22 protein-coding genes and 2 rRNA genes (1 of these 24 cut by a window edge) are annotated in these 20493 nt (G+C 61.0%); 9 read left to right on the top strand and 15 right to left on the bottom strand.

The window, feature by feature from the left end:
* Window positions 1-17: 17 nt before the first annotated feature.
* Complete coding sequence (locus I6L39_RS08485; RefSeq protein ID WP_216991541.1) at window positions 18-1922, top strand: transcription antiterminator; 1905 nt, start codon at window positions 18-20, stop codon at window positions 1920-1922.
* 14 nt (window positions 1923-1936) lie between these two features.
* On the opposite strand, the gene npr is transcribed toward I6L39_RS08485, so the two are convergent.
* The 10 genes from npr to I6L39_RS08435 form a co-directional block, all read right to left on the bottom strand.
* Window positions 1937-2209, bottom strand: coding sequence for a PTS phosphocarrier protein NPr (gene npr / locus I6L39_RS08480; protein ID WP_042074425.1), 273 nt, complete (start codon window positions 2207-2209; stop codon window positions 1937-1939).
* 16 nt (window positions 2210-2225) lie between these two features.
* The gene (rapZ, locus tag I6L39_RS08475; protein ID WP_042074423.1) at window positions 2226-3092 is read right to left on the bottom strand and encodes an RNase adapter RapZ; all 867 of its coding nucleotides are present in this window, start codon (window positions 3090-3092) and stop codon (window positions 2226-2228) included.
* 40 nt (window positions 3093-3132) lie between these two features.
* Complete coding sequence (gene ptsN, locus I6L39_RS08470; RefSeq protein ID WP_010675870.1) at window positions 3133-3579, bottom strand: PTS IIA-like nitrogen regulatory protein PtsN; 447 nt, start codon at window positions 3577-3579, stop codon at window positions 3133-3135.
* Window positions 3580-3581: 2 nt separating this feature from the next.
* Window positions 3582-3869, bottom strand: a complete 288-nt coding sequence (gene hpf / locus I6L39_RS08465; RefSeq protein ID WP_005305957.1) for a ribosome hibernation promoting factor — start codon at window positions 3867-3869, stop codon at window positions 3582-3584.
* 20 nt (window positions 3870-3889) lie between these two features.
* Entirely contained in the window at window positions 3890-5329 is a 1440-nt protein-coding gene (locus I6L39_RS08460) for an RNA polymerase factor sigma-54 (RefSeq protein WP_042074418.1), read from the bottom strand.
* 65 nt (window positions 5330-5394) lie between these two features.
* A complete protein-coding gene (gene lptB / locus I6L39_RS08455) occupies window positions 5395-6120 on the bottom strand; it encodes an LPS export ABC transporter ATP-binding protein (protein ID WP_010675872.1) in 726 nt (241 codons plus the stop codon).
* Between the two features lie 12 nt (window positions 6121-6132).
* Window positions 6133-6651 (bottom strand): lipopolysaccharide transport periplasmic protein LptA, encoded by a 519-nt coding sequence (lptA, locus tag I6L39_RS08450; RefSeq protein WP_042074415.1) that lies wholly within the window; start codon window positions 6649-6651, stop codon window positions 6133-6135.
* Window positions 6638-7198, bottom strand: coding sequence for an LPS export ABC transporter periplasmic protein LptC (lptC, locus tag I6L39_RS08445; protein WP_042074414.1), 561 nt, complete (start codon window positions 7196-7198; stop codon window positions 6638-6640). Before lptC ends, lptA begins: the two co-directional genes overlap by 14 nt.
* A complete protein-coding gene (gene kdsC, locus I6L39_RS08440; RefSeq protein ID WP_042074412.1) occupies window positions 7195-7749 on the bottom strand; it encodes a 3-deoxy-manno-octulosonate-8-phosphatase KdsC in 555 nt (184 codons plus the stop codon). Before kdsC ends, lptC begins: the two co-directional genes overlap by 4 nt.
* The gene (locus I6L39_RS08435) at window positions 7749-8744 is read right to left on the bottom strand and encodes a KpsF/GutQ family sugar-phosphate isomerase (RefSeq protein WP_042074411.1); all 996 of its coding nucleotides are present in this window, start codon (window positions 8742-8744) and stop codon (window positions 7749-7751) included. The genes kdsC and I6L39_RS08435 overlap by 1 nt, the downstream gene beginning before the upstream one ends.
* 206 nt (window positions 8745-8950) lie before the next feature.
* On the opposite strand from I6L39_RS08435, the gene mlaF reads away from it, so the two are divergent.
* Genes mlaF through murA form a run of 7 tightly spaced genes read left to right on the top strand, consistent with a single transcriptional unit; the run spans window position 8951 to window position 13474 of the window.
* A complete protein-coding gene (gene mlaF / locus I6L39_RS08430; protein WP_042074410.1) occupies window positions 8951-9751 on the top strand; it encodes a phospholipid ABC transporter ATP-binding protein MlaF in 801 nt (266 codons plus the stop codon).
* Window positions 9751-10530 carry a lipid asymmetry maintenance ABC transporter permease subunit MlaE gene (gene mlaE, locus I6L39_RS08425; protein WP_042074408.1) on the top strand — a complete coding sequence of 260 codons (780 nt, stop codon included), beginning with the start codon at window positions 9751-9753 and terminating at the stop codon, window positions 10528-10530. Before mlaF ends, mlaE begins: the two co-directional genes overlap by 1 nt.
* A gap of 7 nt (window positions 10531-10537) precedes the next feature.
* Entirely contained in the window at window positions 10538-11038 is a 501-nt protein-coding gene (gene mlaD, locus I6L39_RS08420) for an outer membrane lipid asymmetry maintenance protein MlaD (protein ID WP_042074406.1), read from the top strand.
* 2 nt (window positions 11039-11040) lie between these two features.
* Entirely contained in the window at window positions 11041-11673 is a 633-nt protein-coding gene (gene mlaC, locus I6L39_RS08415; protein ID WP_042074403.1) for a phospholipid-binding protein MlaC, read from the top strand.
* Window positions 11670-11942: a lipid asymmetry maintenance protein MlaB gene (locus I6L39_RS08410; protein ID WP_042074400.1), complete on the top strand. Its 273-nt coding sequence runs from the start codon at window positions 11670-11672 to the stop codon at window positions 11940-11942. Before mlaC ends, I6L39_RS08410 begins: the two co-directional genes overlap by 4 nt.
* The gene (gene ibaG / locus I6L39_RS08405) at window positions 11942-12199 is read left to right on the top strand and encodes a BolA family iron metabolism protein IbaG (RefSeq protein WP_010675882.1); all 258 of its coding nucleotides are present in this window, start codon (window positions 11942-11944) and stop codon (window positions 12197-12199) included. The genes I6L39_RS08410 and ibaG overlap by 1 nt, the downstream gene beginning before the upstream one ends.
* A gap of 18 nt (window positions 12200-12217) precedes the next feature.
* Window positions 12218-13474, top strand: coding sequence for a UDP-N-acetylglucosamine 1-carboxyvinyltransferase (murA, locus tag I6L39_RS08400; protein ID WP_042074397.1), 1257 nt, complete (start codon window positions 12218-12220; stop codon window positions 13472-13474).
* 93 nt (window positions 13475-13567) lie between these two features.
* Here murA and pmbA read toward each other — a convergent pair whose 3' ends face one another.
* A complete protein-coding gene (gene pmbA / locus I6L39_RS08395) occupies window positions 13568-14911 on the bottom strand; it encodes a metalloprotease PmbA (protein ID WP_042074395.1) in 1344 nt (447 codons plus the stop codon).
* Window positions 14912-15024: 113 nt separating this feature from the next.
* On the opposite strand from pmbA, the gene yjgA reads away from it, so the two are divergent.
* Window positions 15025-15549 (top strand): ribosome biogenesis factor YjgA, encoded by a 525-nt coding sequence (yjgA, locus tag I6L39_RS08390; RefSeq protein ID WP_042074394.1) that lies wholly within the window; start codon window positions 15025-15027, stop codon window positions 15547-15549.
* Between the two features lie 64 nt (window positions 15550-15613).
* Here the strand turns inward: yjgA and I6L39_RS08385 are convergent, their stop codons facing one another.
* From I6L39_RS08385 to I6L39_RS08370, 4 genes are all read right to left on the bottom strand, one after another.
* Window positions 15614-18697 (bottom strand): transglycosylase domain-containing protein, encoded by a 3084-nt coding sequence (locus I6L39_RS08385; RefSeq protein ID WP_042074393.1) that lies wholly within the window; start codon window positions 18695-18697, stop codon window positions 15614-15616.
* A gap of 211 nt (window positions 18698-18908) precedes the next feature.
* Entirely contained in the window at window positions 18909-19226 is a 318-nt protein-coding gene (gene tmaR / locus I6L39_RS08380; RefSeq protein WP_042074391.1) for a PTS system regulator TmaR, read from the bottom strand.
* A 362-nt stretch (window positions 19227-19588) separates the two neighbouring features.
* A 5S ribosomal RNA gene (rrf, locus tag I6L39_RS08375) occupies window positions 19589-19703 on the bottom strand.
* Between the two features lie 83 nt (window positions 19704-19786).
* Window positions 19787-20493: ribosomal RNA gene (locus I6L39_RS08370) — 23S ribosomal RNA — on the bottom strand; it runs 2182 nt beyond the window's last position.

Below are 20493 nucleotides of genomic sequence, written 5' to 3'. Positions count from 1 at the left end.
GAGTCCGATCCCGCCTCATGATCAAGCTGCCCCACCCCAGACTCCAGCAACTGCTCACCCTGCTCCACGCCGAGCCGCTGCCGCAGGAGGAGCTGGCCCGCCGCCTCAATGTCTCTACCCGTACGGTGCGTACCGACGTGGCGACCCTGAACGAGCTCATCGCCACCCGGGGTGCCCACCTGATCCACCAGCGCGGCAGCGGCTATCAGCTCAAGATCTACAATCAGGGGCTGTTCGAGGCGCTGCTGGCGGCCCAGGAGCAGGAGAGCGGATTGCCCCGCACCAGCCGCGAGCGAGTGCTGCACCTGCAGATCCTGCTGTTGACGGCGGAACAGGGGATCAAGCTCGACGAACTGGCGGACACCTGGTATCTGAGCCGGGCAGCCTTGCAGGGTGACATGACGGAGGTGCGGGAGCGGCTCGCCCACTTCGGGCTCGCCATCGACAGCAGACCCCGGCTGGGGATGCGCATCCAGGGGGGCGAGACGGCGATCCGCGCCTGCCTCACCCAGCTGCTCTGCCAGGAGCTGCTGCACCGGCATCCGCTCCAGAGCCTGCTGCCCACCCTCTGCCCCAGCAAGACGCTGGAGGTAGTAGGCAACCACATTCACGAGCAACTCGGTCGCCATCAGCTGCGTCTGGCCGACGAGAGCCTGCAGCAAGTCACCGTCTACTGCGCCGTCGCCCTGCTGCGCCAGGCGTCCGGCCACGAGTTGCGGCAGTTTGCCAGCGACGACATCACGCCGGCCCTGGCTGCGGTGGCCCGCGACATCTATGCCGAGCTGCCGACCCTGACCCCGCCGGGGCAGGAGGAGATCGCCTGCCTCGCCATCCAGATCCAGGCACGCCTCACCGCGGAGACGCCCCTGCTCAGCCCGGCCATGGCGACCGAAAGCGAGCAACTGGTGGCGCACCTGCTGGACTACATCCACCAGCACTACCCTTATGACCTTCGCGGCGATCCGCAATTGCGGGCCGACCTGCAGACCCACATCGGCGCCATGCTGCTGCGGGTCAAGTACCAGATTGGCAGCCACAATCCCCTGGCGGACCACATCAAGCAGTACTATCCCCTCGCCTACGACATCACCCTGGCGGCCATCTCGGAGTGGATCAGGCAGACCCCGTACCACCTGACCCATCACGAGATAGGCTACCTGGTGATCCACATCGGGGTCGGCCTGGAGCGCCACCATGACATCGGTTACACCCGGCGCCCCCAGGCGCTGCTGCTGTGCGATGCGGGCAACGCCACCTTCCGGGTGCTGGAGGCGCGTATCCGGCGGGAATACCCCCAGCTTCAGCTGACCACGCTGGAGTCGGTGCGGGATTACGAGGGGCTGATGCGAGTCGAACAGGATTTCGTCATCAGTACCGTCAAGGTGAGCGAGAAAAATGCCCCCGTGGTGCAGGTGGCCCCCTTCCCGACCCAGTACCAGCTGGAGCAGCTCGGCAAGCTAGTGCTGGTCGATCGCACCCGCCCCTACCTGCTCGACAAGTACTTCGATGCCGAGCACTTCATGGTGCTTGATGAACCTCTCAGTCAGGCGGCGCTGTTTGATCGCATCTGCAGCCAGCTGGAGGCAGAAGACCTGGTGGAAACCGGCTTTCGGGGATCATTGCAGGAGCGGGAGCGGATCGTCTCTACAATGCTGGGGGACGGCATCGCCCTGCCCCACTCCCTCGGTCTGCTGGCGCGCCGCACCCTGGTCTATACGGTGCTGGCCCCACAGGGGATCGACTGGGGCAACGGGGAGAGCGCCACCCTGATCTTCGTGCTGACCATCGCCAAGGCCGACTACGAGGAGGCCATGGGGCTTTACGACCTGTTTCTGGCGCTGATGAACGAAAAAGCCAGCAGGAACCTGCTGGCTTGTCGGGAGTTTGCCGATTTCAAGGCGCTGGCGCGCAGCGCTCCCTGAGGCAACGGGGGAGTTTACTCCTCGTTGAAGCCCGAGGTGAACAAGGCCACTACGGCGGCCAGGGCTTCCACCTCTTCGGGGCCCTCCACCTGGACCTCCACCTGTTTGCCCTGGGCAGAGTCCAGCATCAGCAGGCCGATCACGCTGTCCGCGTCGGCCTCCACGCCGTCCTCGTTGCGCAGCAACACGTGGGCATCGAATCCCTGTACCAGCTCGAACAGCATCATGGCCGGTCGTGCGTGAATGCCTAGCTTGTTTTTGACTTCTACCGAGGCGGAAACTGTCATCTGAGCATCCTGTGTGTCAGGCGGGGTTTGAACGCTTGTCCAACGTGCGATGGCGGATCTGCACGTTCTTGCCAAGCAGCCGGAATGCGCTGGCGAGCCGCTCGGCGATGAACACCGACCTGTGCTGACCACCGGTGCAGCCGATCCCGACGGTCACATAGCTGCGATTGTTGCGCTCCAGATGGGGCAGCCAGGTCCCCAGCATGTTCTCGATCTGCTGGATGAACAGCATGACGTCGGGCTGGCTCGAGAGGTAGTTGGCCACGGGCTCATCCTTGCCGGTGAAGGGCTTGAGCTCGGGGATCCAGTGCGGGTTGGGCAGGAAACGGGCGTCGAACACGAAGTCCGCATCCTTGGGAATGCCGTACTTGAAGCCAAACGACTCGAACACCAGCACCAGTTCGTTCTCTTTCTTGCCGAGCACCCGGGTTTTGATGAGCTCGCTGAGATCGTGAATGCTGAGGTTGGTGGTGTCGATGCGCAGGTCGGCGGTCGAGGAGAGCGGCGCCAGCAGATGGGTCTCTTCCCGGATCGCCTCGTCCAGCGACAGCTTGTTGCGGGACAGGGGATGCAGACGGCGGCTCTCGCCGTAGCGTTTGAGCAGGGTGGTGTTGTCCGCGTCGAAGAAGAAGCTCGAAAACTTCACCCGTCCCTCGTTGCGAACCTGGCTCAGCAGGCTCTCCAGCCTGTCTGTCTGGGCTGGCAGGTTGCGCACGTCGATGCTGACCGCCAGCTTGTCATACTGGCTCTCCACCGAGACGATCAGCTGGGGCAGCAGGTTGACCGGCAGGTTGTCCACGCAGTAGTACCCCAGATCCTCCAGCACCCTCAGGGCTACCGTCTTGCCGGAGCCCGAACGACCGCTTACCACTATTAACTGCATCTTGTCCCCTCACGCCAACGTGGCTGTGTCAGACCCGGCCTCAGGCCGACGTCATGATCTGATAGAGTTCTTCGTCGCTGGTCGCCTGGCGCAACTGGCGGCAGACGGCCTTGTCACCCAGCTTGGATGCCATCAGGGAAAGAGTCTTGAGGTGCTGTTTGCACTCGCTTTCCGGCACCAGCAATGCAAAGAGCAGGTCAACCGGTTGATTGTCGATAGAATCGAAAGGGATGGGTTCGGAGAAGGTCATCAATACGGCGGTCGGGGCAAAAGCGTCGTCGATCCGGCCGTGGGGAATGGCGATACCGGCACCGATCCCGGTACTGCCCATCTTTTCTCGCGCCAGCAGGCTCTCAAACAGCACCTGGCGGGAGGCACCGAGGCGCTCTGCGGCCAGTTCACTGATGATCTCTAGCGCGCGTTTCTTGCTGGTACAAGGGACCGCACTCTTGGTGCAGTCCCGACTCAGTATGTGTTCAAGTTGCATAGTTATTTTTGATTTAACTTATCTTTGTGCTTGATGATCTGCCGATCCAGTTTATCCAGCAGGGTATCAATCGCCGCATACATGTCGGCATGCTGCGAATTGGCGAACACCTCTCCCCCGCTGACATGCAGCTTGGCTTCGGCAATCTGGTTCAGTTTTTCGACGCTCAACACCACATGTACGTTGTTGATATGGTCAAAGTGACGCTCGAGTTTGGCAAATTTGTTGTTCACATAGTCACGCAGAGCTTCGGTAATCTCGACATGGTGTCCGGTCAGGTTGATTTGCATAACGTCTTCCTTCTGTTTGCCTAAACCAGGCGTTTGCGCTGATTGGATGGCGGGATCAACAAGGATTCACGGTACTTTGCGATCGTGCGTCTCGCCACCATAATACCCTGTTCGGCCAGCAAATCCGCGATCTTGCTATCACTAAGCGGCTTGGCGGGGTTCTCCGCCGTCACCAGCTTCTTGATGAGCGCACGAATAGCGGTCGATGAGCACTCTCCTCCTCCCTCCGTATTGACATGACTGGAGAAAAAAAACTTCAGTTCGAAGATGCCGCGGGGCGTATGCATGTACTTCTGGGTCGTGACCCTGGAAATGGTCGACTCATGCATCTCCACGGCCTCGGCGATGTCATTGAGCACCATGGGTTTCATCGCCTCTTCGCCATATTCGAAGAAGCCCTGCTGCTGCTCGACGATACAGCTGGCCACCTTGAGCAGTGTGTCGTTGCGGCTCTCCAGACTTTTGATGAACCACTTGGCCTCCTGCAAATGGGAACGGATGAACTGGGTATCCGTACTGCTGCGGGCATTGCGCGCCATGGCCGCATAGGCCTCGTTGACACGGATGCGCGGTGCCGAGTCCGGATTGAGCTCCACCACCCACTTGCTCCCCTTCTTGACCACGGACACATCCGGGATCACGTACTGGGATTCACTCTGGATGATGCCGTTGCCGGGCCTGGGTTCCAGTTGCTGGATGAGATCCAGCACCTCCTTGAGATCGCTCTCCTTGAGGCGGGTCTTGCGAGCCAGGGTGCGATAGTCGCGATTGCCGAGCAGATCCATGTGCTCGCGGATCACCTCCCTGGCCTCGTTGAGCCAGGGCAATTCAGGCGAATACTGGCCGAGCTGGATAAGCAGGCACTCCTGTACCGAGCGGGCGGCGATGCCGACCGGATCGAAATGCTGCACCCGCTTGAGCACCGCTTCGACCTCATCCAGTTCGACTTCTACCTCTTCGCTGCTGACTGCAGCCTGAATATCTTCGAGGGTGGCCGTCAGATAGCCGGATTCGTCGATGGCATCGATGATGGCCAGCGCGATTGCCGCATCCACGTCGCTGAAGGGGGTGAGCCGCATCTGCCACAGCAGGTAGTCCTGCAGGTTTTCGGTGGTTTCCCCCTGATAGATGCTGTCCTCCCCGTCGTGAATGGGCCCTGCGCTCTGGGCCGTACCGGCGGAGTAGACCTCGTCCCAGGTGGTGTCCACCGGCAGTTCGTCCGGCATGCTCTCCTGGGCCATGGCATCGCTGGAGTCGAGTTGACTGGCGTCCTGTGCCTCTGCCTCACTGGTTTCCTGCGCCTCGTTCTCCTCTTGCTCCAGCAAGGGGTTGTTGTCGAGCGCTTGCTGAATTTCCTGCTGGAGTTCCAGGGTGGAGAGCTGGAGCAGACGAATCGCTTGTTGTAATTGTGGCGTCATGGTCAGGGACTGACCGAGGCGCAACTGTAATGTCGGCTTCATCTACGTCGGGATATCCTTATGTTCAGCGAGGCAGTCACCTAACAAAAATGAGGGGTGCCCCCTTACTATAGACTGAATTGATCGCCCAAATAGACGCGCTTGACCTGCTCATCGGCGAGGATGTCGGCCGGCGCACCTTCGGCAATCATCTTGCCGTGGCTGACGATGTAGGCCTTCTCGCACACATCCAACGTCTCTCTGACGTTGTGGTCGGTGATCAGCACACCCAGCCCGCGTTCTTTCAGATGCTGGATGATCTTCTTGATGTCTATGACGGAAATAGGATCAACACCGGCGAAGGGTTCATCCAGCAGAATGAAGCGCGGCTCAGCCGCCAGCGCCCGGGCGATCTCGACCCGGCGGCGCTCCCCGCCCGAGAGGCTCTGCCCCAGGCTGTCGCGGATATGGGTGATGTTGAACTCTTCCAGCAACTGTTCGACCTTATCCTCCCGCTCTTCCCGGCTCAACCCCTTGCGGGTCTGCATGACCCCCATCAGGTTGTCGAACACCGACAGGCGCCGGAAGATGGAGGCCTCCTGCGGCAGGTAGCCGATGCCGTTGCGGGCTCGGATGTGCATGGGCTGCAGGCTGATGTCCTGCTCGTCGATGGTGATGAGACCGGCATCCCGCTGCACCAGGCCCACGATCATGTAGAAGGAGGTGGTCTTTCCCGCCCCGTTCGGGCCGAGCAGTCCCACGATCTGGCCCGTTCCCACCTCCAGGCTCACGTCGCTGACCACCATGCGGCGCTTGTAGCTCTTCTGCAGACCCGTTGCTTTTAACACTGCCATGGTTTCTGTTTCCTACTTCTTCTGGTCGGCGGGCTTGTCGAAGTTCTCGACCTGATCCGGCAGGAACACCGTCTTGACGCGCTGGGCCGGCCCCTTGCTCTCGGCGATCATCTTCTGTTTGACGATGTCGTAGCGGATGAGATCCCCGTTCACCTGGCTGTCTTCCTGCTTGAGCTGGCCGTTGCCGGTGATGGTCACCAGCCGGTTCTTCAGTTCATAACGGATGCTGTTGCCGTGGGCATTGACCGGCTTGCCGTTGTCCAGCACCTGGAAGAAGGTGGCCGGATTGCCATAGGCCGTCATCACTTCCGCCCCCTTCTCGCCGGAGCGGATCACCACCACCTTGTCGGCCTGAATCTTGATGGTGCCCTGGGTGATGATGACGTCCTCGCTGAAGGTGATGCGGTTGTCCTGCATCTCGGCCACTTGCTTGACCGCATCCACATAGACCTTCTCGGCGAAGTCGGACTCTTTGGCGCTCAGGGTGCCGCACAGCAGCAGGGTCGTGAGGGCCAGATTAACGTTTTTCATTGAAATAAGTGGCATGGCCTTTATCCAGTAATTCGAAATATTTACGTTCCAGGTGACCCTTCAGGCCCACGCCTTCGGTCTGGAATTCCTGGCCCACTATGCTGATGTGCTGGTTGCTTCTCATCTCCTGAGTCACCAGATCCAGCTCCAGATAAGGGCTGTCCAGCGTGGAGATGAACGAGGTCGGCAGCAGGCCGTCCAGATGCACCTTGTCACGCAGGATCACATTGTCATCGGTGTTGAGCACCCCGGTCTCGGCCGTCAGCTTCCACTCGGCCTCCCCCTTCTCGTCGAACATGTAGACCACCGGCTTGTCGAAGGTGGCCTGCTCGAGGATCTGGTAATACTCCGCGTATTCCGACTCCAGCCGTTCGGTCCGTTTGCCCAGTTCGTTGAAGCGGGTCGTCACCAGGTTCCTGGCGGTGAAGTCCGGCTGAAAGTTCTCCACCTTGGTGGTCGGCTCCGGGGCCAGCTCGATCTCGCCAAGCTGCCAGGCCGCCAGCGCCACCAGGAACAGCAGGCCGAAGAGCACCGTCTGCTTGTTCATATCGACGCCTCGGGTTGATAGTCTCCCAGGCCCTTGGCCTGGAGGATGAGATCGCACACCTCGCGCACCGCACCGACACCGCCTCCCAGCCGCGTCACCATGTCGGCCCGCGCCAGCACCAGAGGATGGGCGTCCGCCACGGCGATACCCAGGCCACAGGCCTGCATCACCGGCAGGTCTATGGTGTCATCCCCCATATAGGCTGCTTGTGATGCATCCAGCCCCAGCTTGGCCAGCAGTGCCTCGAAGTGGGGCAGCTTCTGATCCGCCCCCTGCACCAGGTGCTGCACCCCCAGGCCCTTCATGCGATCGCTGACGATGCGGGAGTTGCGCCCCGTGATGATGGCGATCTCGATGCCCGCATTGAGCAGGGCCCGCATGCCGGCGCCGTCGCGGGTGCAGAAGGTTTTCAGCTCTTCGCCGTTGTTGCCCATATAGATGAAGCCGTTTGAGAGCACTCCATCCACATCGCACACCAGCAGGCGGATCTGCGCCGCCCTCTCGTACTGGCTGCGCGTCACCGGACCATAGAGGGTCGGTACGTCTTGCATCAAATTACTCCGGCTTTCAGCAGGTCGTGCATGTTGAAGGCGCCCAGCGGACGTCTTTCCCCGTCCACGACCAACAACCCGTTGATCTTTCTGGTTTCCATCAGTTTGACGGCCTCGGCCGCCATCATCTCAGGTCCTACGGTAACACAATTAACCGTCATGACGCGGCTGATGGGGGTGTGATGGATATCCACCTGCAGATCCAGAATGCGGCGCAGGTCACCATCGGTGAACAGGCCGGCAAGCAGCCCCCGTTCATCTACCACCGCCGTCATGCCGAGCCCCTTGCGGCTCACTTCCAGCAGCGCCTGGCTGATGGTGGCATCTATCCCCACCTTGGGCAACAGCTCACCGCTGTGCATCAGATCGCCGACCCGCAGCAGCAGCCGCTTGCCGAGGGACCCGCCCGGGTGCGACAGCGCGAAGTCATCGGCGGTGAAGCCGCGGGCCTCCAGCAGGGCCACGGCCAGCGCGTCCCCCATCACCAGGGTCGCGGTGGTGCTGGAGGTGGGTGCCAGACCGAGGGGGCAGGCCTCCTTCTCCACCTTGATGCACAGATGCACATTGGCCTCTTTCGCCATGGTGGAAGCCGGGTTGCCTGTCATGCAGATGAGTGGAATGCCGCGACGCTTGAGCACCGGCAGCAGGGCCAGGATCTCGTCGCTCTCGCCGGAGTTGGAGATGGCGATGATGAGATCCCCGCCGGAGATCATCCCCAGATCCCCGTGGCTGGCCTCGCCCGGGTGCAGGAAGAAGGCGGGCGTCCCCGTGCTGGCCAGGGTCGCGGCAATCTTGTTGCCGATATGACCCGACTTGCCCATGCCGGTCACCACTATCTTGCCGCCGCAGCGCAGCACCATCTCGCAGGCGCGCTCGAAGGCTTCGTCAAGGTACTGGTAGAGCCCATCGATGGCTTGTTTTTCTATGTCCAGCACCGCACGGGCACTGCGACGGAAATCGAACAATTCAGACACTTTTTCAGGCTTTACAGACATAAAGGCACAGCTCCGGGCCGAAATTTGCTGCGGGATTATAAAAAAGTCTGCCGAGATAAGCGAATCGGATGCGGAAGGGCTGGTCGTTGATGCAAGTTGTTACATAAAACTGTCGCATCTTTGGGGGGGAAACCCGCTCAATAGTTGTTCCTCGCTGTTGCTTAGACCTAGACTAGCCCATAAAATTCGCTCTTCATTTATACCGGATGGACAATTGTTTGAACGATGACCTGATCACCATCTCCGACCTGACGTTCAGTCACGGAGATAGGTTGCTGTACGACAGGATCAACCTGACCATTCCCCGTGGCAAGGTCACCGCCGTCATGGGGCCGAGCGGGATCGGCAAGACCACCTTGCTGCGCCTGATCGGGGGCCAGCTGAAGCCTGAATCCGGTCACATCCTGTTTGACGGGGAAGACATCCCCACCCTCTCGCGCAGCCGGCTGTATGAAGTGCGAAAGCGGATGAGCATGCTGTTCCAGAGCGGCGCCCTGTTCACCGGCATGACGGTCTTCGACAACGTGGCCTTTCCGCTGCGGGAGCACTCCGGTCTGCCGGAGGAGCTGATCCACACCATCGTCATGATGAAGCTGCAGGCGGTGGGCTTGCGCGGCGCGGCGAAACTGATGCCCTCCGAGCTCTCCGGCGGCATGGCCCGACGCGCGGCCCTGGCCAGATCCATCGCGCTGGATCCGGATCTCATCATGTATGACGAGCCCTTCGTCGGTCAGGATCCCATCACCATGGCGGTGCTGGTCAAGCTGATCAAGGAGCTCAACGGCGCCCTCGGCATCACCTCCGTCATCGTCACCCACGACGTGAAAGAGGTGCTGAGCATCGCCGACTACGCCTACATCATCGCCAACCGCAAGGTGGTCGCGCACGGCACGCCGGAGCAACTGCGCGAAGAGCACAATCCCGAAGTCGAGCAGTTCCTGAAAGGATTGCCCGACGGTCCTGTTCCGTTTCATTTTCCGGCAGGCGACCTGCTACAGGATCTGTGATGTTGACAACTCAGGTAAGCAAGCTGGGTCGGAGCGGGGTGCGCTTCATCAGCGCCATCGGTCGCGCCACCATCATGCTGTTTCATGCGCTGGCGGGCCGCCCCCAGCCGCGCAAGCACTTCCCGCTGCTGGTGCAGCAGCTCTACGTGGTGGGTGTACAGTCCGTCGCCATCATACTGGTGTCGGGCCTCTTCATCGGCATGGTGCTCTCGCTGCAGGGCTACAACGTATTGAAGGATTTCGGCGCAGAGCAGAGCCTGGGGCCCCTGGTCTCCCTCTCCCTGCTGCGGGAGCTGGGCCCCGTGGTCACCGCCCTGCTGTTCGCCGGTCGTGCGGGCTCGGCCCTCACCGCCGAGATCGGCCTGATGAAGGCCACCGAGCAGCTCTCGAGCCTCGAGATGATGGCCGTCGATCCCCTGCGCCGCGTCGTGGCGCCACGCTTCTGGGCCGGTGTCATCAGCATGCCGCTGCTGGCCTTCATGTTCAGCCTCATCGGCATCTTCGGCGGCAAGCTGGTTGGCGTGGACTGGCTGGGGGTGGATGAGGGCAGTTTCTGGTCCGCCATGCAGGCCTCCGTCGACTGGCAGGACGACATCATGCAAGGGGCCATCAAGAGCCTGATCTTCGCCCTGGTGGTCACCTGGATCGCACTCTTCAACGGCTATGATGCCAAACCGACCTCGGCCGGGATCAGTCAGGCGACGACCCGCACCGTGGTCCACTCATCCCTGGCCGTGCTCGGTCTGGATTTTATACTCACCGCAGTCATGTTTGGATAAGGGAAAGATGAAGTTCAGCAAAGTAGAATTTCTGGTTGGCGCCTTCATGCTGGCTGGCATCGCGGCCATTCTGGCATTGGCACTGCAAGTGGCGGGGTTGAGTTTCAAACCGGAAGGAGAAACCTATACCCTGCGCGCCCATTTCGATAATATCGGCGGCCTGAAAGTACGCTCGCCGGTCAAGGTGGGTGGCGTCGTCGTCGGCCGGGTCAGCGACATCAGCCTGGATGCCAAGAGCCAGGTGCCCGTCGTCTCCCTGCAGATGCAGAAGAGTGCCGGCGAGTTCTCCGAGACCAGCACCCTCTCCATCCTCACCTCAGGTCTGCTCGGCGAGCAGTACATCGGTCTGGCTCCTGGCTTCACCGACGAGGATATGGGCACCAGCATGCTCAAGGACGGCGACATGATCGAAGACACCAAGTCCGCCATCGTGCTGGAAGACCTGATTGGCAAGTTCCTTTACAGCCAGTCCTCTCCGGCCGCCAATACACCCGCAACCAAGGAGTAACCATGTTCAAGAAAGTCGCCCTGCTGCTGGGTCTGATGACCAGCATGCTGTTCTCCCTCGTCGCCCGGGCGGATGTCAACACCTCGGATCCTTACGCCCTGGTGGATCAGGCCGCCCAGCAGACCTTTGCCCGCCTGAAAGCCGACCAGGCCCAGGTGAAGAGCAACCCGGACCACCTGAGGGTGATCATCCGCGAGGAGCTGCTGCCCTATGTCGACAACCGCTTCGCCGCCTACAAGGTGCTCGGCAACCAGATCAAGCAGACCACCCCGGCCCAGCGTGACGCCTTCGTCGACGTCTTCACCGAGTACATGGTGAGCTCCTACGCCGATGCCCTGGCCCACTTCGACAAGCAGACCGTCAAGGTTCAGCCGGGCAAGGCCGCCGAGAGCAACATCACCGCCGTCAACGTCAGCGTGAAAGAGGCCGGCAAGCCGGACATCTTCCTCGAATTCAAGCTGCGCAAGAACAACAAGACCGGCGAGTGGAAAGCCTTCGACATGGTCGCAGAAGGGATCAGCCTGCTCTCTGCCAAGCAGAACGAGCTCGGCGGCCTCATCCGCCAGAACGGCATCGACGCGGTGATTGCCCAGCTGCGCGAACACAATGCCAAGCCGCTGGTCATCAAGTCATGATCCTGAGCGGTGACTTGCAGGCGGCCCAGGTCAACGATCTTTGGCAACGCCGCGCCGACTGGTGGCAGGACGACCGACTCGAACTCGGTGCCGTCACCACCCTGGATTCCGCCGGCCTGGCCCTGCTGGTCAAATGGGCCAAGGCGGCCCTGGCACGAGGCGCCACACCGACACTGGTGGGCGCCTCCGACGATTTTCATACGCTGGCCAACCTCTACGGGGTGGCCGGCCTCTTTCATTCAACCCCGCTCACAACTGAGGACTCATAATGCAAGTCTCTGAAATTGAAGCGATACTCCTCGAGGCTTTGCCATTGTCCGAAGTCCATGTCAAAGGGGATGGCAGTCACTACCAGGTGATCGCCGTCGGCGACATGTTTGACGGCATGAGCCGGGTCAAGAAACAACAGGCCATCTATGCCCCCCTGATGGACAAGATCGCCACCAACGAGATCCACGCTCTCTCCATCAAGGCCTATACCGACGCCGAGTGGAAACGCGAGCGTAAATTCCAGCTGCCCTCCTGATTTGGTAAAGAAGTAACCATGGACAAATTCAAGATCACCGGCCCCTGCACCCTCTCCGGTGAAGTGACCATCTCCGGCGCCAAGAACGCCGCCCTGCCCATCCTGTTCGCCACCCTGCTGTGCGACGAAGAGGTGCAGCTCTCCAACGTGCCGCGTCTGAAAGACGTCGGCACCACCCTCAAGCTGCTGGAGATGCTGGGTGCCACCACCAAGGTCAACGGCAATGTGACCGTGCTGACCGGTGCGGTGAACAACCACGTCGCCCCCTACGAGCTGGTGAAAACCATGCGTGCCTCCATCCTGGCGCTGGGTCCGCTGGCGGCCCGCTTCGGGGCGGCCGACGTCTCCCTGCCCGGCGGCTGCGCCATCGGTGCCCGCCCGGTCAACCTGCACGTCCACGGCCTGGAGCTGATGGGCGCCAAGATCACCATCGAGGACGGCTATATCAAGGCCCGTGTCGACGGTCGCCTGAAGGGTGCCCACATCCTGATGGACATGGTCTCCGTCACCGGCACCGAGAACCTGATGATGGCCGCTGCCCTGGCCGACGGTCGCACCGTGATCGAAAACGCCGCGCGGGAACCGGAGGTGGTCGATCTGGCCCACTTCCTCAACGCGCTCGGAGCTAACATTCAGGGTGCGGGTACCGACACCCTGACCATCGACGGCGTCGAGCGTCTGCACGGTGGCAGCTACAGCGTGCAGCCTGATCGCATCGAAACCGGGACTTTCCTGGTGGGCGCAGCGGTCACCGGCGGCAAGATCACCTGCCGCAACACGGACCCGAGTCTGCTGGAAGCCGTGCTGGTCAAGCTGGAAGAGGCAGGCGCCTTGATCGAGAAGGGCGAGGACTGGATCACCCTGGACATGACGGGCCGCACCCTGAAGCCGGTTACCATCAAGACCGCCCCCTACCCGGCCTTCCCGACCGACATGCAGGCCCAGTTCACCGTCCTGAACGCGGTCGCCCAGGGTACCGGCATGGTCACCGAGACCATCTTCGAGAACCGCTTCATGCACGTGCCCGAGCTGGTACGGATGGGCGCCGATATCGAACTGCAGGGCAACGTGGCCATCTGCCGCGACACCAACCAGCTCAAGGGTGCCCAGGTGATGGCGACCGATCTGCGCGCCTCCGCCAGCCTGGTGCTGGCCGGCTTCGTGGCCGAAGGGGCCACCATAGTCGATCGCATCTATCACATCGACCGTGGCTACGAAGACATCGAGCACAAGCTGCAAGGCCTGGGCGGTCGCATCGAGCGCATCAAGGAATAAGTCCGGTTCCTCATGAGCCGTGCATAAAAAGGCCCCCTCGCCAGGCGAGGGGGCCTTTTTCCATGATCGCGATTCAGGCAGGGCAAAGGGAGATCAGTGCCCCGCCAACTTCATCTGCTCGACCAGCACAGAGCCGGTCCTGAGGCTGGAGCGCTCGTCTTCGTCGCAGCCCACCGCCACGACATGGCTGAACATCTCGGCCAGGTTGCCCGCTATGGTGATCTCCTCCACCGGATAGGCTATCTCGCCGTTCTCCACCCAGAAACCGGCGGCGCCGCGGGAGTAGTCGCCATTGACGATGTTGACCCCCTGCCCCATCAGCTCGGTCACCAGCAGGCCGGTGCCCATCTCCTTGAGCATGCCCTGGAAGTCCTGACCTGTGCTGGAGACCTGCCAGTTATGGATGCCCCCGGCGTGGCCCGTGGTGGTCAGCCCCAGCTTGCGGGCGGAGTAGGAGGTGAGCAGCCAGCTCATCAGCTCGCCGTCGCGGACTATGTCCAGGTCGCGGGTACGCACCCCCTCCCCGTCGAACGGGGTGCTGGCGAGCCCCCCCAGCAAGTGGGGGAACTCCTGAATGGTGAGCCACTCGGGCAGGATCTGCTTGCCCAGCTTGTCCAGCAGGAAGCTCGACTTGCGATAGAGGTTGCCCCCGCTGATGGCCATCACCAGGTGGCCCCAGAGCCCGGCTGCGGTATCGGGGTGGAACAGCACCGGGGCGTGACGGGTGCTGATCTTGCGAGCTCCCAGGCGGGAGACGGTGCGCTCCACCGCCTCGTCGGCGATGCGCTGCGGGCTCCAGAGCCCGTCCAGGGAGCGGCTGGAGGAGTAGCCATAGTCCCGCTGCATATCGCCGTCCTGCTCGCCGATCAGCACGCAGCTCAGGGAGTTGCGCGATGCCGCATAGCCTTTGACGAAGCCGTGGCTGTTGCCATAGACCTTCACCCCCAGATGGCTGGAGAAACTGGCGCCGTCGGAGTGCTTGATGCGGGCGTCGCGCCCCAGGGCCAGCCGCTCGCACTCGATGGCCAGCTCGATGCCGCGCTGGGGATCGAGCTCGATGGCGTGACAGAGTTGCAGATCCGGCGCATCCCAGGCCAGCAGATCCGCATCCGCGAGGCCGGCGCACTCATCGGGAGAGGTATGGCGGGCGATCTCCATGGCCGCTTCCACGGCGGCACGAATGGCCGGCTTGGTCAGATCCGTGGTGGACGAGGAGCCCTTGCAGCCATCGCGATAGACGGCGATGCCGAGCGCCCCGTCCTTGTTGAACTCGATGCTTTCCAGCTCGCAGCCCCGGGTATTCACCGAGAGGCCGGTCTGTTTGCTGATGGAGACTTCGGCAAGCCCGGCGCCCAGCCCTTTCGCTATCGCCAGGGCCTCGGCGACCACGGCCTCGAGATGGGCTTGATCCTGGCGGATTTGATCTTGCTGGTCCATAACTCACATCTGTATGAAGGAAGGAAAGGGGCTAAGCATATCAGACCCCTGCGCCCAGCGGGAGAAGCTGGTAACATATCCGCCAAACGTGAATGACAGGAATCTAGAGACCGATGAGTCAATATCAAGACGACAACGAGTGGGAAGACTGGGGCCCCAGCAAGAGCCAGCTCAAGCGCGATGCCGAGGCCTTGCAGAAGATGGGGGAAGAGATCGTCTCCCTGAGCCACAGCGAGCTGGAGAAGATCCCGCTGGACGAGGAGCTGGCCGAAGCGGTCGAGCTGGGCCGCAAGCTCAAGCCCAAGAAGGATGAGTCCTTCCGCCGCCATCTGCAGTTCATCGGTCGCCTGATGCGCAGCCGCGATGTCGGCCCCATCGAAGAGGCCCTCTCCATCATCAAGATGCGCCACTCCACCGTGAACGCCCGTCTGCATCGTCTCGAACAGTGGCGCGAGCGCCTGATCACCGAGGGTGACAGCGCCCTCAACGAGCTGATGTCCCAGTTCCACGAACTGGACCGCCAGAAGCTGCGTCAGCTGATCCGGACCGCCAACAAGGAGCGGGAGCTGAACAAGCCGCCGGTCGCCTATCGCGAGATGTACCAGTACCTGCGCGGCGAGATCGAAGACCAGCTGTAAGCCAGCCGCCTGCTGACGGCAGAAACGAAAACGGGGCCAATCAGGCCCCGTTTTTTATGCTAGATCAGTTGCCCGCCATACACTGGGTATGGGTGCCGGGCTGCAGATAAGGCACCAGCAGGGGAGCCATCCCCTTGAGCACCTGCACCGGTAGCGCCGACGTGAAGCGGAACTTGTCGGACTGGCTGCCCGGCACATAGGCCGTCAGGGTGCCGAAGTGATCATTCCCGATGTAGAAGACAAAGGTCGCGGTACGGTTGCGGGCCAGCGAGCTGGTCACATTGCCGTAGCGGCCAACCGTCTCGATCCTGTTGTCCCCCGTCCCCGTCTTGCCCCCCAGGGCCAGGACGGTGCCGTCCTGCAGGGCGAAGGCTCCGGCGATGCGCCGCGCCGTGCCCCCTTCCACCACCTTGGACAAGGCGTTGCGCAGGGCATCCGCCACCTCGACCGGCATCACCCTGACCCCTTGGGTATTGGCCGGCTCAAAGGCGGTGGCAAAGGGGGTGTCCTTGGCGAAGGAGAGATGCTCGATGCGCAGGGTCGGCGCCCGCATCCCGCCGTTCTGGATGATCCCCATCAACTCCGCCAGAGCCGCCGGCCTGTCACCCGAGCTGCCAAGGGCGGTTGCCAGGGAGGGCACCAGATGGTCGAACGGATAACCCAGGCGTGCCCAGCGCTGATGGATGTCGAGGAAGGCCTCGACCTCCAGCATGGTACGGATCCGGCTGTCCCTGGCACTGCGATGGCGGGTCTTGAACAGCCAGCTGTAGACCTCCTGACGCTCGTCCCGGCTGGCCTCGACGGCGTCGGCGAAGGTCGCCTTGTCAAACGCCCTGAGATAGGAGAGCAGCCACAGCTCCAGGGGGTGGACCCGGGCGATATAGCCCTGGTCCGGCAGTGAATACTTACCCGGACCGTAGCTGACATAGAGCTGCTCGACCCGCTTCTCGCTCAGCTTCTCCCGTGGCAGACGCTTCGCCAGGAAGGCGGCAAACTCCGCCTGCGACGCCTCCGGCATCAGGTAGCGATGCACGGCCGCGAGACGCACGGCGCTGGGCTTGAGACCGTCGAGGAAGGTATCGAGCTGCTCTTCCACCGTCTTGCCGCGATACTTGCGCCAGAAGCGCAGCAGATAAGTCTGGCCCTCCTTGTCGGCAAACTTGGCGAGATACTCGGTGCGGCGCGGATCCTTGTCATCCTTGAGCAACTGGGCCCGGTTACCCTCCTTGTAGAGGCTGTAGCGCACTATATCCCGCATCAGCCGCACGAACGGTAGGTTGATGGATTCACGCAAGGCATCGCGGATAGGGGGGATGCGACCGTTGTCCTCCTTGCGGAAGTTGTTGAAGGTGTGCATGCCGCCCCCGGTGAAGAAGCCTTCATAGGGGCTCGCGGAGTACTTGCGGTCCAGCGCGGCCTCCAGCATCACGGGCAGGCTCCGGTCCCTGGCATTGATCAGATAGGAAATGGCCCAGCGGCTGATGTTGTCCTGATCGGAGACCTCGATCTTGCGCAGACTCTCGGCCGGCATGTTCCCGTAGCTGTCGTGCAGCTCGGTGACGATCTCGAGATAGGTGGTCAGCACCCTCAGCTTGGCGGTGGACCCCAGCTCCAGCTTGCTTCCCTCGTTGATGTCGAACGGCTGATCCGTGTTGTCGGTCTGCACGCGCACCTTGACCCCTTCCGGGGTCTTCTCGAACAGGGTGAAGCTGTATTTCACGTCCCCCGTCTTCTCCGGCGAGAGCAGGCGCTCACCAAACAGGCCTACCTGGGCGGCGAAGGCGGGATCCGCCAACTGCTGCAGATAACGTGAGACCTCGTTTTGCAACGGCATGTTGAGGGTGGTATTGGCCGTCAGATCCATGCGGTCCAGATCGTAGAGCTGAACCCCGAGCTGGCGGCTCAGACGGGTTCGAGCCACCTGCAGGCCCTTGTTGTTGTTGACCCGGGTGATGGCCGGTGCCTGCAGGAAATCGCGGAAGACCAGCTGGGCCTTGAGGGCGGACTCCATCAGGGGGGGCGTGATCATCCCTTCCTGCACGAACAGTCTCAGGTAGCTGTCTGTCAGGGTCGACAATGCCTCCCGGCCCTGAGCTAGGTAGTAGGAGGGGCGACGGTGGGCAATCATCAGGGAAACGACCTGGCGCAGTGCCAAGCCCTGTTCGGCCAGGGTAGCGTCCTGATTGCGGGCGGGGTCCAACAGACGATTGACCTCGTCCACATTGGCCCCGAACCAGACCCAGAGCCCATCCCCCAGACCATGAACCTCGCCGTATCCCGGGGCGGCAGAGAGCGGCACCGAGTTGAGATAAGCCCAGGCAACCAGCTTGCGCGCCTCCAGTGTCTCGGGCCCCAGACGATAGGCACGCACGCTGGCAGAGACCATCTGGCGGATCTTCTCGGTCGGCGAAACGGTCAGGCCATCGGGAGAATGACGATACTTCTCCACCTGGGTCGCCAGGGTACTGCCGCCGGCCGACTGATCCTGCATGTCCAATGCCTTGCCCACCTGAGACAGGGCCGCCTTGGCGAAGCGTGGCCAGTCCACGGCCGGGTTGGCGAGGGGCTCCTTGTTGCTCAGCAGATCCCGGTTCTCGATAAACAGCAGCGACTGTATTACCAGAGGCGGTATGGCGTTGAAATCCGGATAGTAATGGGTCGGATACTTGTACTGGTAGAAGGGCTCGGCACGACAGTCATGCAGCGTCAGCCCCGCCTGAACCTTCTCGGTGTAAGGGACAAAGAAACCATGGCTGGCATAGTTGTAGAGTGCATCAGAAAAACGCACCTGCTCGCTCACCTGATAGCCGCGCTGGGTGAGACGCTCCTGGATCATGGGCATCAGCACATAGCCAAGGCGCTTGTCGAAGGGGCCATCGTCCGGGAAGGCGATCTGTTTACTGGGGCCGGGTTCAAGCTGATACGTCAGCTTGGCTGCATAGCGGGAGACCTCCTGCGACTGCAGCCGTGATGTCTTCATCTCATAGCCGACCAGGGCAATCACGGCAACCAGGCAAAGCACGAAGATAAAACAGAACAACCAGCGCCACCAAGGGCGACGCTTGCGCTGATGTTGCCCGTCCGCATGCGGGACGGATGAATCCTGAGATGCCACTTTATTCGAATCCGTCTGTTTTGATGCGCCCATATCAGCCCCACCATGGTTGCGCAATTTATTGTCTTTCAATCAAGCTTAGTCGTTTCAAGTCAAGGGCTTGAAAACTATTGACTGCTTTGCAGCGATGTTAACAGGGCAATTGTGAAAATGGGAGCCGATTGTTGCAGCGCGGCAAGAGATCCGAGCTGAGGGGAAAATGAAACACCGGCCCAAGGCCGGTGTTTGCGAGAGCAGGGCGGGATTACTTGCTGGTGCTCATGCCTTTCAGCTTGGTGCTCAGTTCCTTGCGCTCCTTGGAGAGCTCTGCGTTCTTGATGATGTGGTCATCAACCCGCTCTTCATAATCCGCACGCATGTTGGCGATGATGGCCTGTACCTCGTCGATGCTCATGCCGGGCTTGATGTAGTCGCTCAGGTTGTCGAGCAGCAGGACCCGCTTCTGGTTGTCACGGATCTTCTTCTCGTTATCCGCGATCTCACGCTTGAGCTTGTTCTGACGACGGGACATACGCACATATTCCAACACATCGCTGAAGGTAGACTTGTTTACTTGTTCCATATCGATACCACTACTGAAGGTGAATGAAAACTGATCGGTATTCCCAGTACCAGATAAATAGACGAAGGCATGGCATGGGCAAACCCGGAATGCCCTTTACTCTACCGAGTTATGATGCAGATACAACCCCAATCGCAGGCCCGATACCGGGTTTAGACAGAAGAGAGCCAACTGGGCAATCTGATGCACAGCGGTGAGTGCTCAGGTAACGTCATGTTCATACGCCAAGCAATGACAGCGGGCAAACAGGCCACTCCATGCAAAGATATAAATAAGAGGGAGCGAGGGGCAGGACAACGGCGAACAGACATTTCAGGCAATAAAAAACCCCGCTCAAATGAGCGGGGTTTTTCGTGTTGGGTGCCTGGCAGTGTCCTACTCTCGCATGGCGAATGCCACACTACCATCGGCGCTACAGCGTTTCACTTCTGAGTTCGGCATGGGGTCAGGTGGTTCCACTGCGCTATTGCCGCCAGGCAAAATCTTCAATCTAAGAAAGCTGATTTTGTTGTTCGTTCTCGGTATCTGCTACAAGCCTTCGAACACTTCTTGGGTGTTGTATGGTTAAGCCTCACGGGTAATTAGTATGGGTTAGCTCAACACGTCGCCGCGCTTACACACCCCACCTATCAACGTTGTGGTCTCCAACGGCCCTTTAGGACCCTCAAGGGGTCAGGGATGACTCATCTCAGGGCTCGCTTCCCGCTTAGATGCTTTCAGCGGTTATCGATTCCGAACTTAGCTACCGGGCAGTGCCACTGGCGTGACAACCCGAACACCAGAGGTTCGTTCACTCCGGTCCTCTCGTACTAGGAGCAACTCCCTTCAATCATCCAACGCCCACGGCAGATAGGGACCGAACTGTCTCACGACGTTCTGAACCCAGCTCGCGTACCACTTTAAATGGCGAACAGCCATACCCTTGGGACCGACTTCAGCCCCAGGATGTGATGAGCCGACATCGAGGTGCCAAACACCGCCGTCGATATGAACTCTTGGGCGGTATCAGCCTGTTATCCCCGGAGTACCTTTTATCCGTTGAGCGATGGCCCTTCCATTCAGAACCACCGGATCACTATGACCTACTTTCGTACCTGCTCGACCTGTCCGTCTCGCAGTTAAGCTGGCTTATGCCATTGCACTAACCTCCTGATGTCCGACCAGGATTAGCCAACCTTCGTGCTCCTCCGTTACTCTTTGGGAGGAGACCGCCCCAGTCAAACTACCCACCAGGCACTGTCCGCGAGCCCGATTCAGGGCCCTGCGT

Source organism: Aeromonas sp. FDAARGOS 1409 (assembly GCF_019048705.1).
In the GTDB taxonomy this organism is placed as follows: Bacteria; Pseudomonadota; Gammaproteobacteria; order Enterobacterales; family Aeromonadaceae; genus Aeromonas; species Aeromonas sanarellii.
Note: the sequence above shows the minus strand (reverse complement) of the source record. Positions and strands in the feature narration are given on the sequence as shown.

Bases quoted from the DNA above. Each gene is read 5' to 3' on its own strand.
- mlaF (WP_042074410.1), top strand. From the start codon at position 8,951: ATGGACAATTGTTTGAACGATGACCTGATCACCATCTCCGACCTGACG.
- pmbA (WP_042074395.1), bottom strand. From the start codon at position 14,911: ATGGACCAGCAAGATCAAATCCGCCAGGATCAAGCCCATCTCGAGGCC.
- mlaC (WP_042074403.1), top strand. From the start codon at position 11,041: ATGTTCAAGAAAGTCGCCCTGCTGCTGGGTCTGATGACCAGCATGCTG.
- murA (WP_042074397.1), top strand. From the start codon at position 12,218: ATGGACAAATTCAAGATCACCGGCCCCTGCACCCTCTCCGGTGAAGTG.
- I6L39_RS08385 (WP_042074393.1), bottom strand. From the start codon at position 18,697: ATGGGCGCATCAAAACAGACGGATTCGAATAAAGTGGCATCTCAGGAT.
- lptC (WP_042074414.1), bottom strand. From the start codon at position 7,198: ATGAACAAGCAGACGGTGCTCTTCGGCCTGCTGTTCCTGGTGGCGCTG.
- hpf (WP_005305957.1), bottom strand. From the start codon at position 3,869: ATGCAAATCAACCTGACCGGACACCATGTCGAGATTACCGAAGCTCTG.
- I6L39_RS08410 (WP_042074400.1), top strand. From the start codon at position 11,670: ATGATCCTGAGCGGTGACTTGCAGGCGGCCCAGGTCAACGATCTTTGG.
- I6L39_RS08485 (WP_216991541.1), top strand. From the start codon at position 18: ATGATCAAGCTGCCCCACCCCAGACTCCAGCAACTGCTCACCCTGCTC.
- mlaD (WP_042074406.1), top strand. From the start codon at position 10,538: ATGAAGTTCAGCAAAGTAGAATTTCTGGTTGGCGCCTTCATGCTGGCT.
- ptsN (WP_010675870.1), bottom strand. From the start codon at position 3,579: ATGCAACTTGAACACATACTGAGTCGGGACTGCACCAAGAGTGCGGTC.
- npr (WP_042074425.1), bottom strand. From the start codon at position 2,209: ATGACAGTTTCCGCCTCGGTAGAAGTCAAAAACAAGCTAGGCATTCAC.
- lptB (WP_010675872.1), bottom strand. From the start codon at position 6,120: ATGGCAGTGTTAAAAGCAACGGGTCTGCAGAAGAGCTACAAGCGCCGC.
- lptA (WP_042074415.1), bottom strand. From the start codon at position 6,651: ATGAAAAACGTTAATCTGGCCCTCACGACCCTGCTGCTGTGCGGCACC.
- tmaR (WP_042074391.1), bottom strand. From the start codon at position 19,226: ATGGAACAAGTAAACAAGTCTACCTTCAGCGATGTGTTGGAATATGTG.
- mlaE (WP_042074408.1), top strand. From the start codon at position 9,751: ATGTTGACAACTCAGGTAAGCAAGCTGGGTCGGAGCGGGGTGCGCTTC.
- ibaG (WP_010675882.1), top strand. From the start codon at position 11,942: ATGCAAGTCTCTGAAATTGAAGCGATACTCCTCGAGGCTTTGCCATTG.
- I6L39_RS08460 (WP_042074418.1), bottom strand. From the start codon at position 5,329: ATGAAGCCGACATTACAGTTGCGCCTCGGTCAGTCCCTGACCATGACG.
- kdsC (WP_042074412.1), bottom strand. From the start codon at position 7,749: ATGCAAGACGTACCGACCCTCTATGGTCCGGTGACGCGCAGCCAGTAC.
- I6L39_RS08435 (WP_042074411.1), bottom strand. From the start codon at position 8,744: ATGTCTGTAAAGCCTGAAAAAGTGTCTGAATTGTTCGATTTCCGTCGC.
- rapZ (WP_042074423.1), bottom strand. From the start codon at position 3,092: ATGCAGTTAATAGTGGTAAGCGGTCGTTCGGGCTCCGGCAAGACGGTA.
- yjgA (WP_042074394.1), top strand. From the start codon at position 15,025: ATGAGTCAATATCAAGACGACAACGAGTGGGAAGACTGGGGCCCCAGC.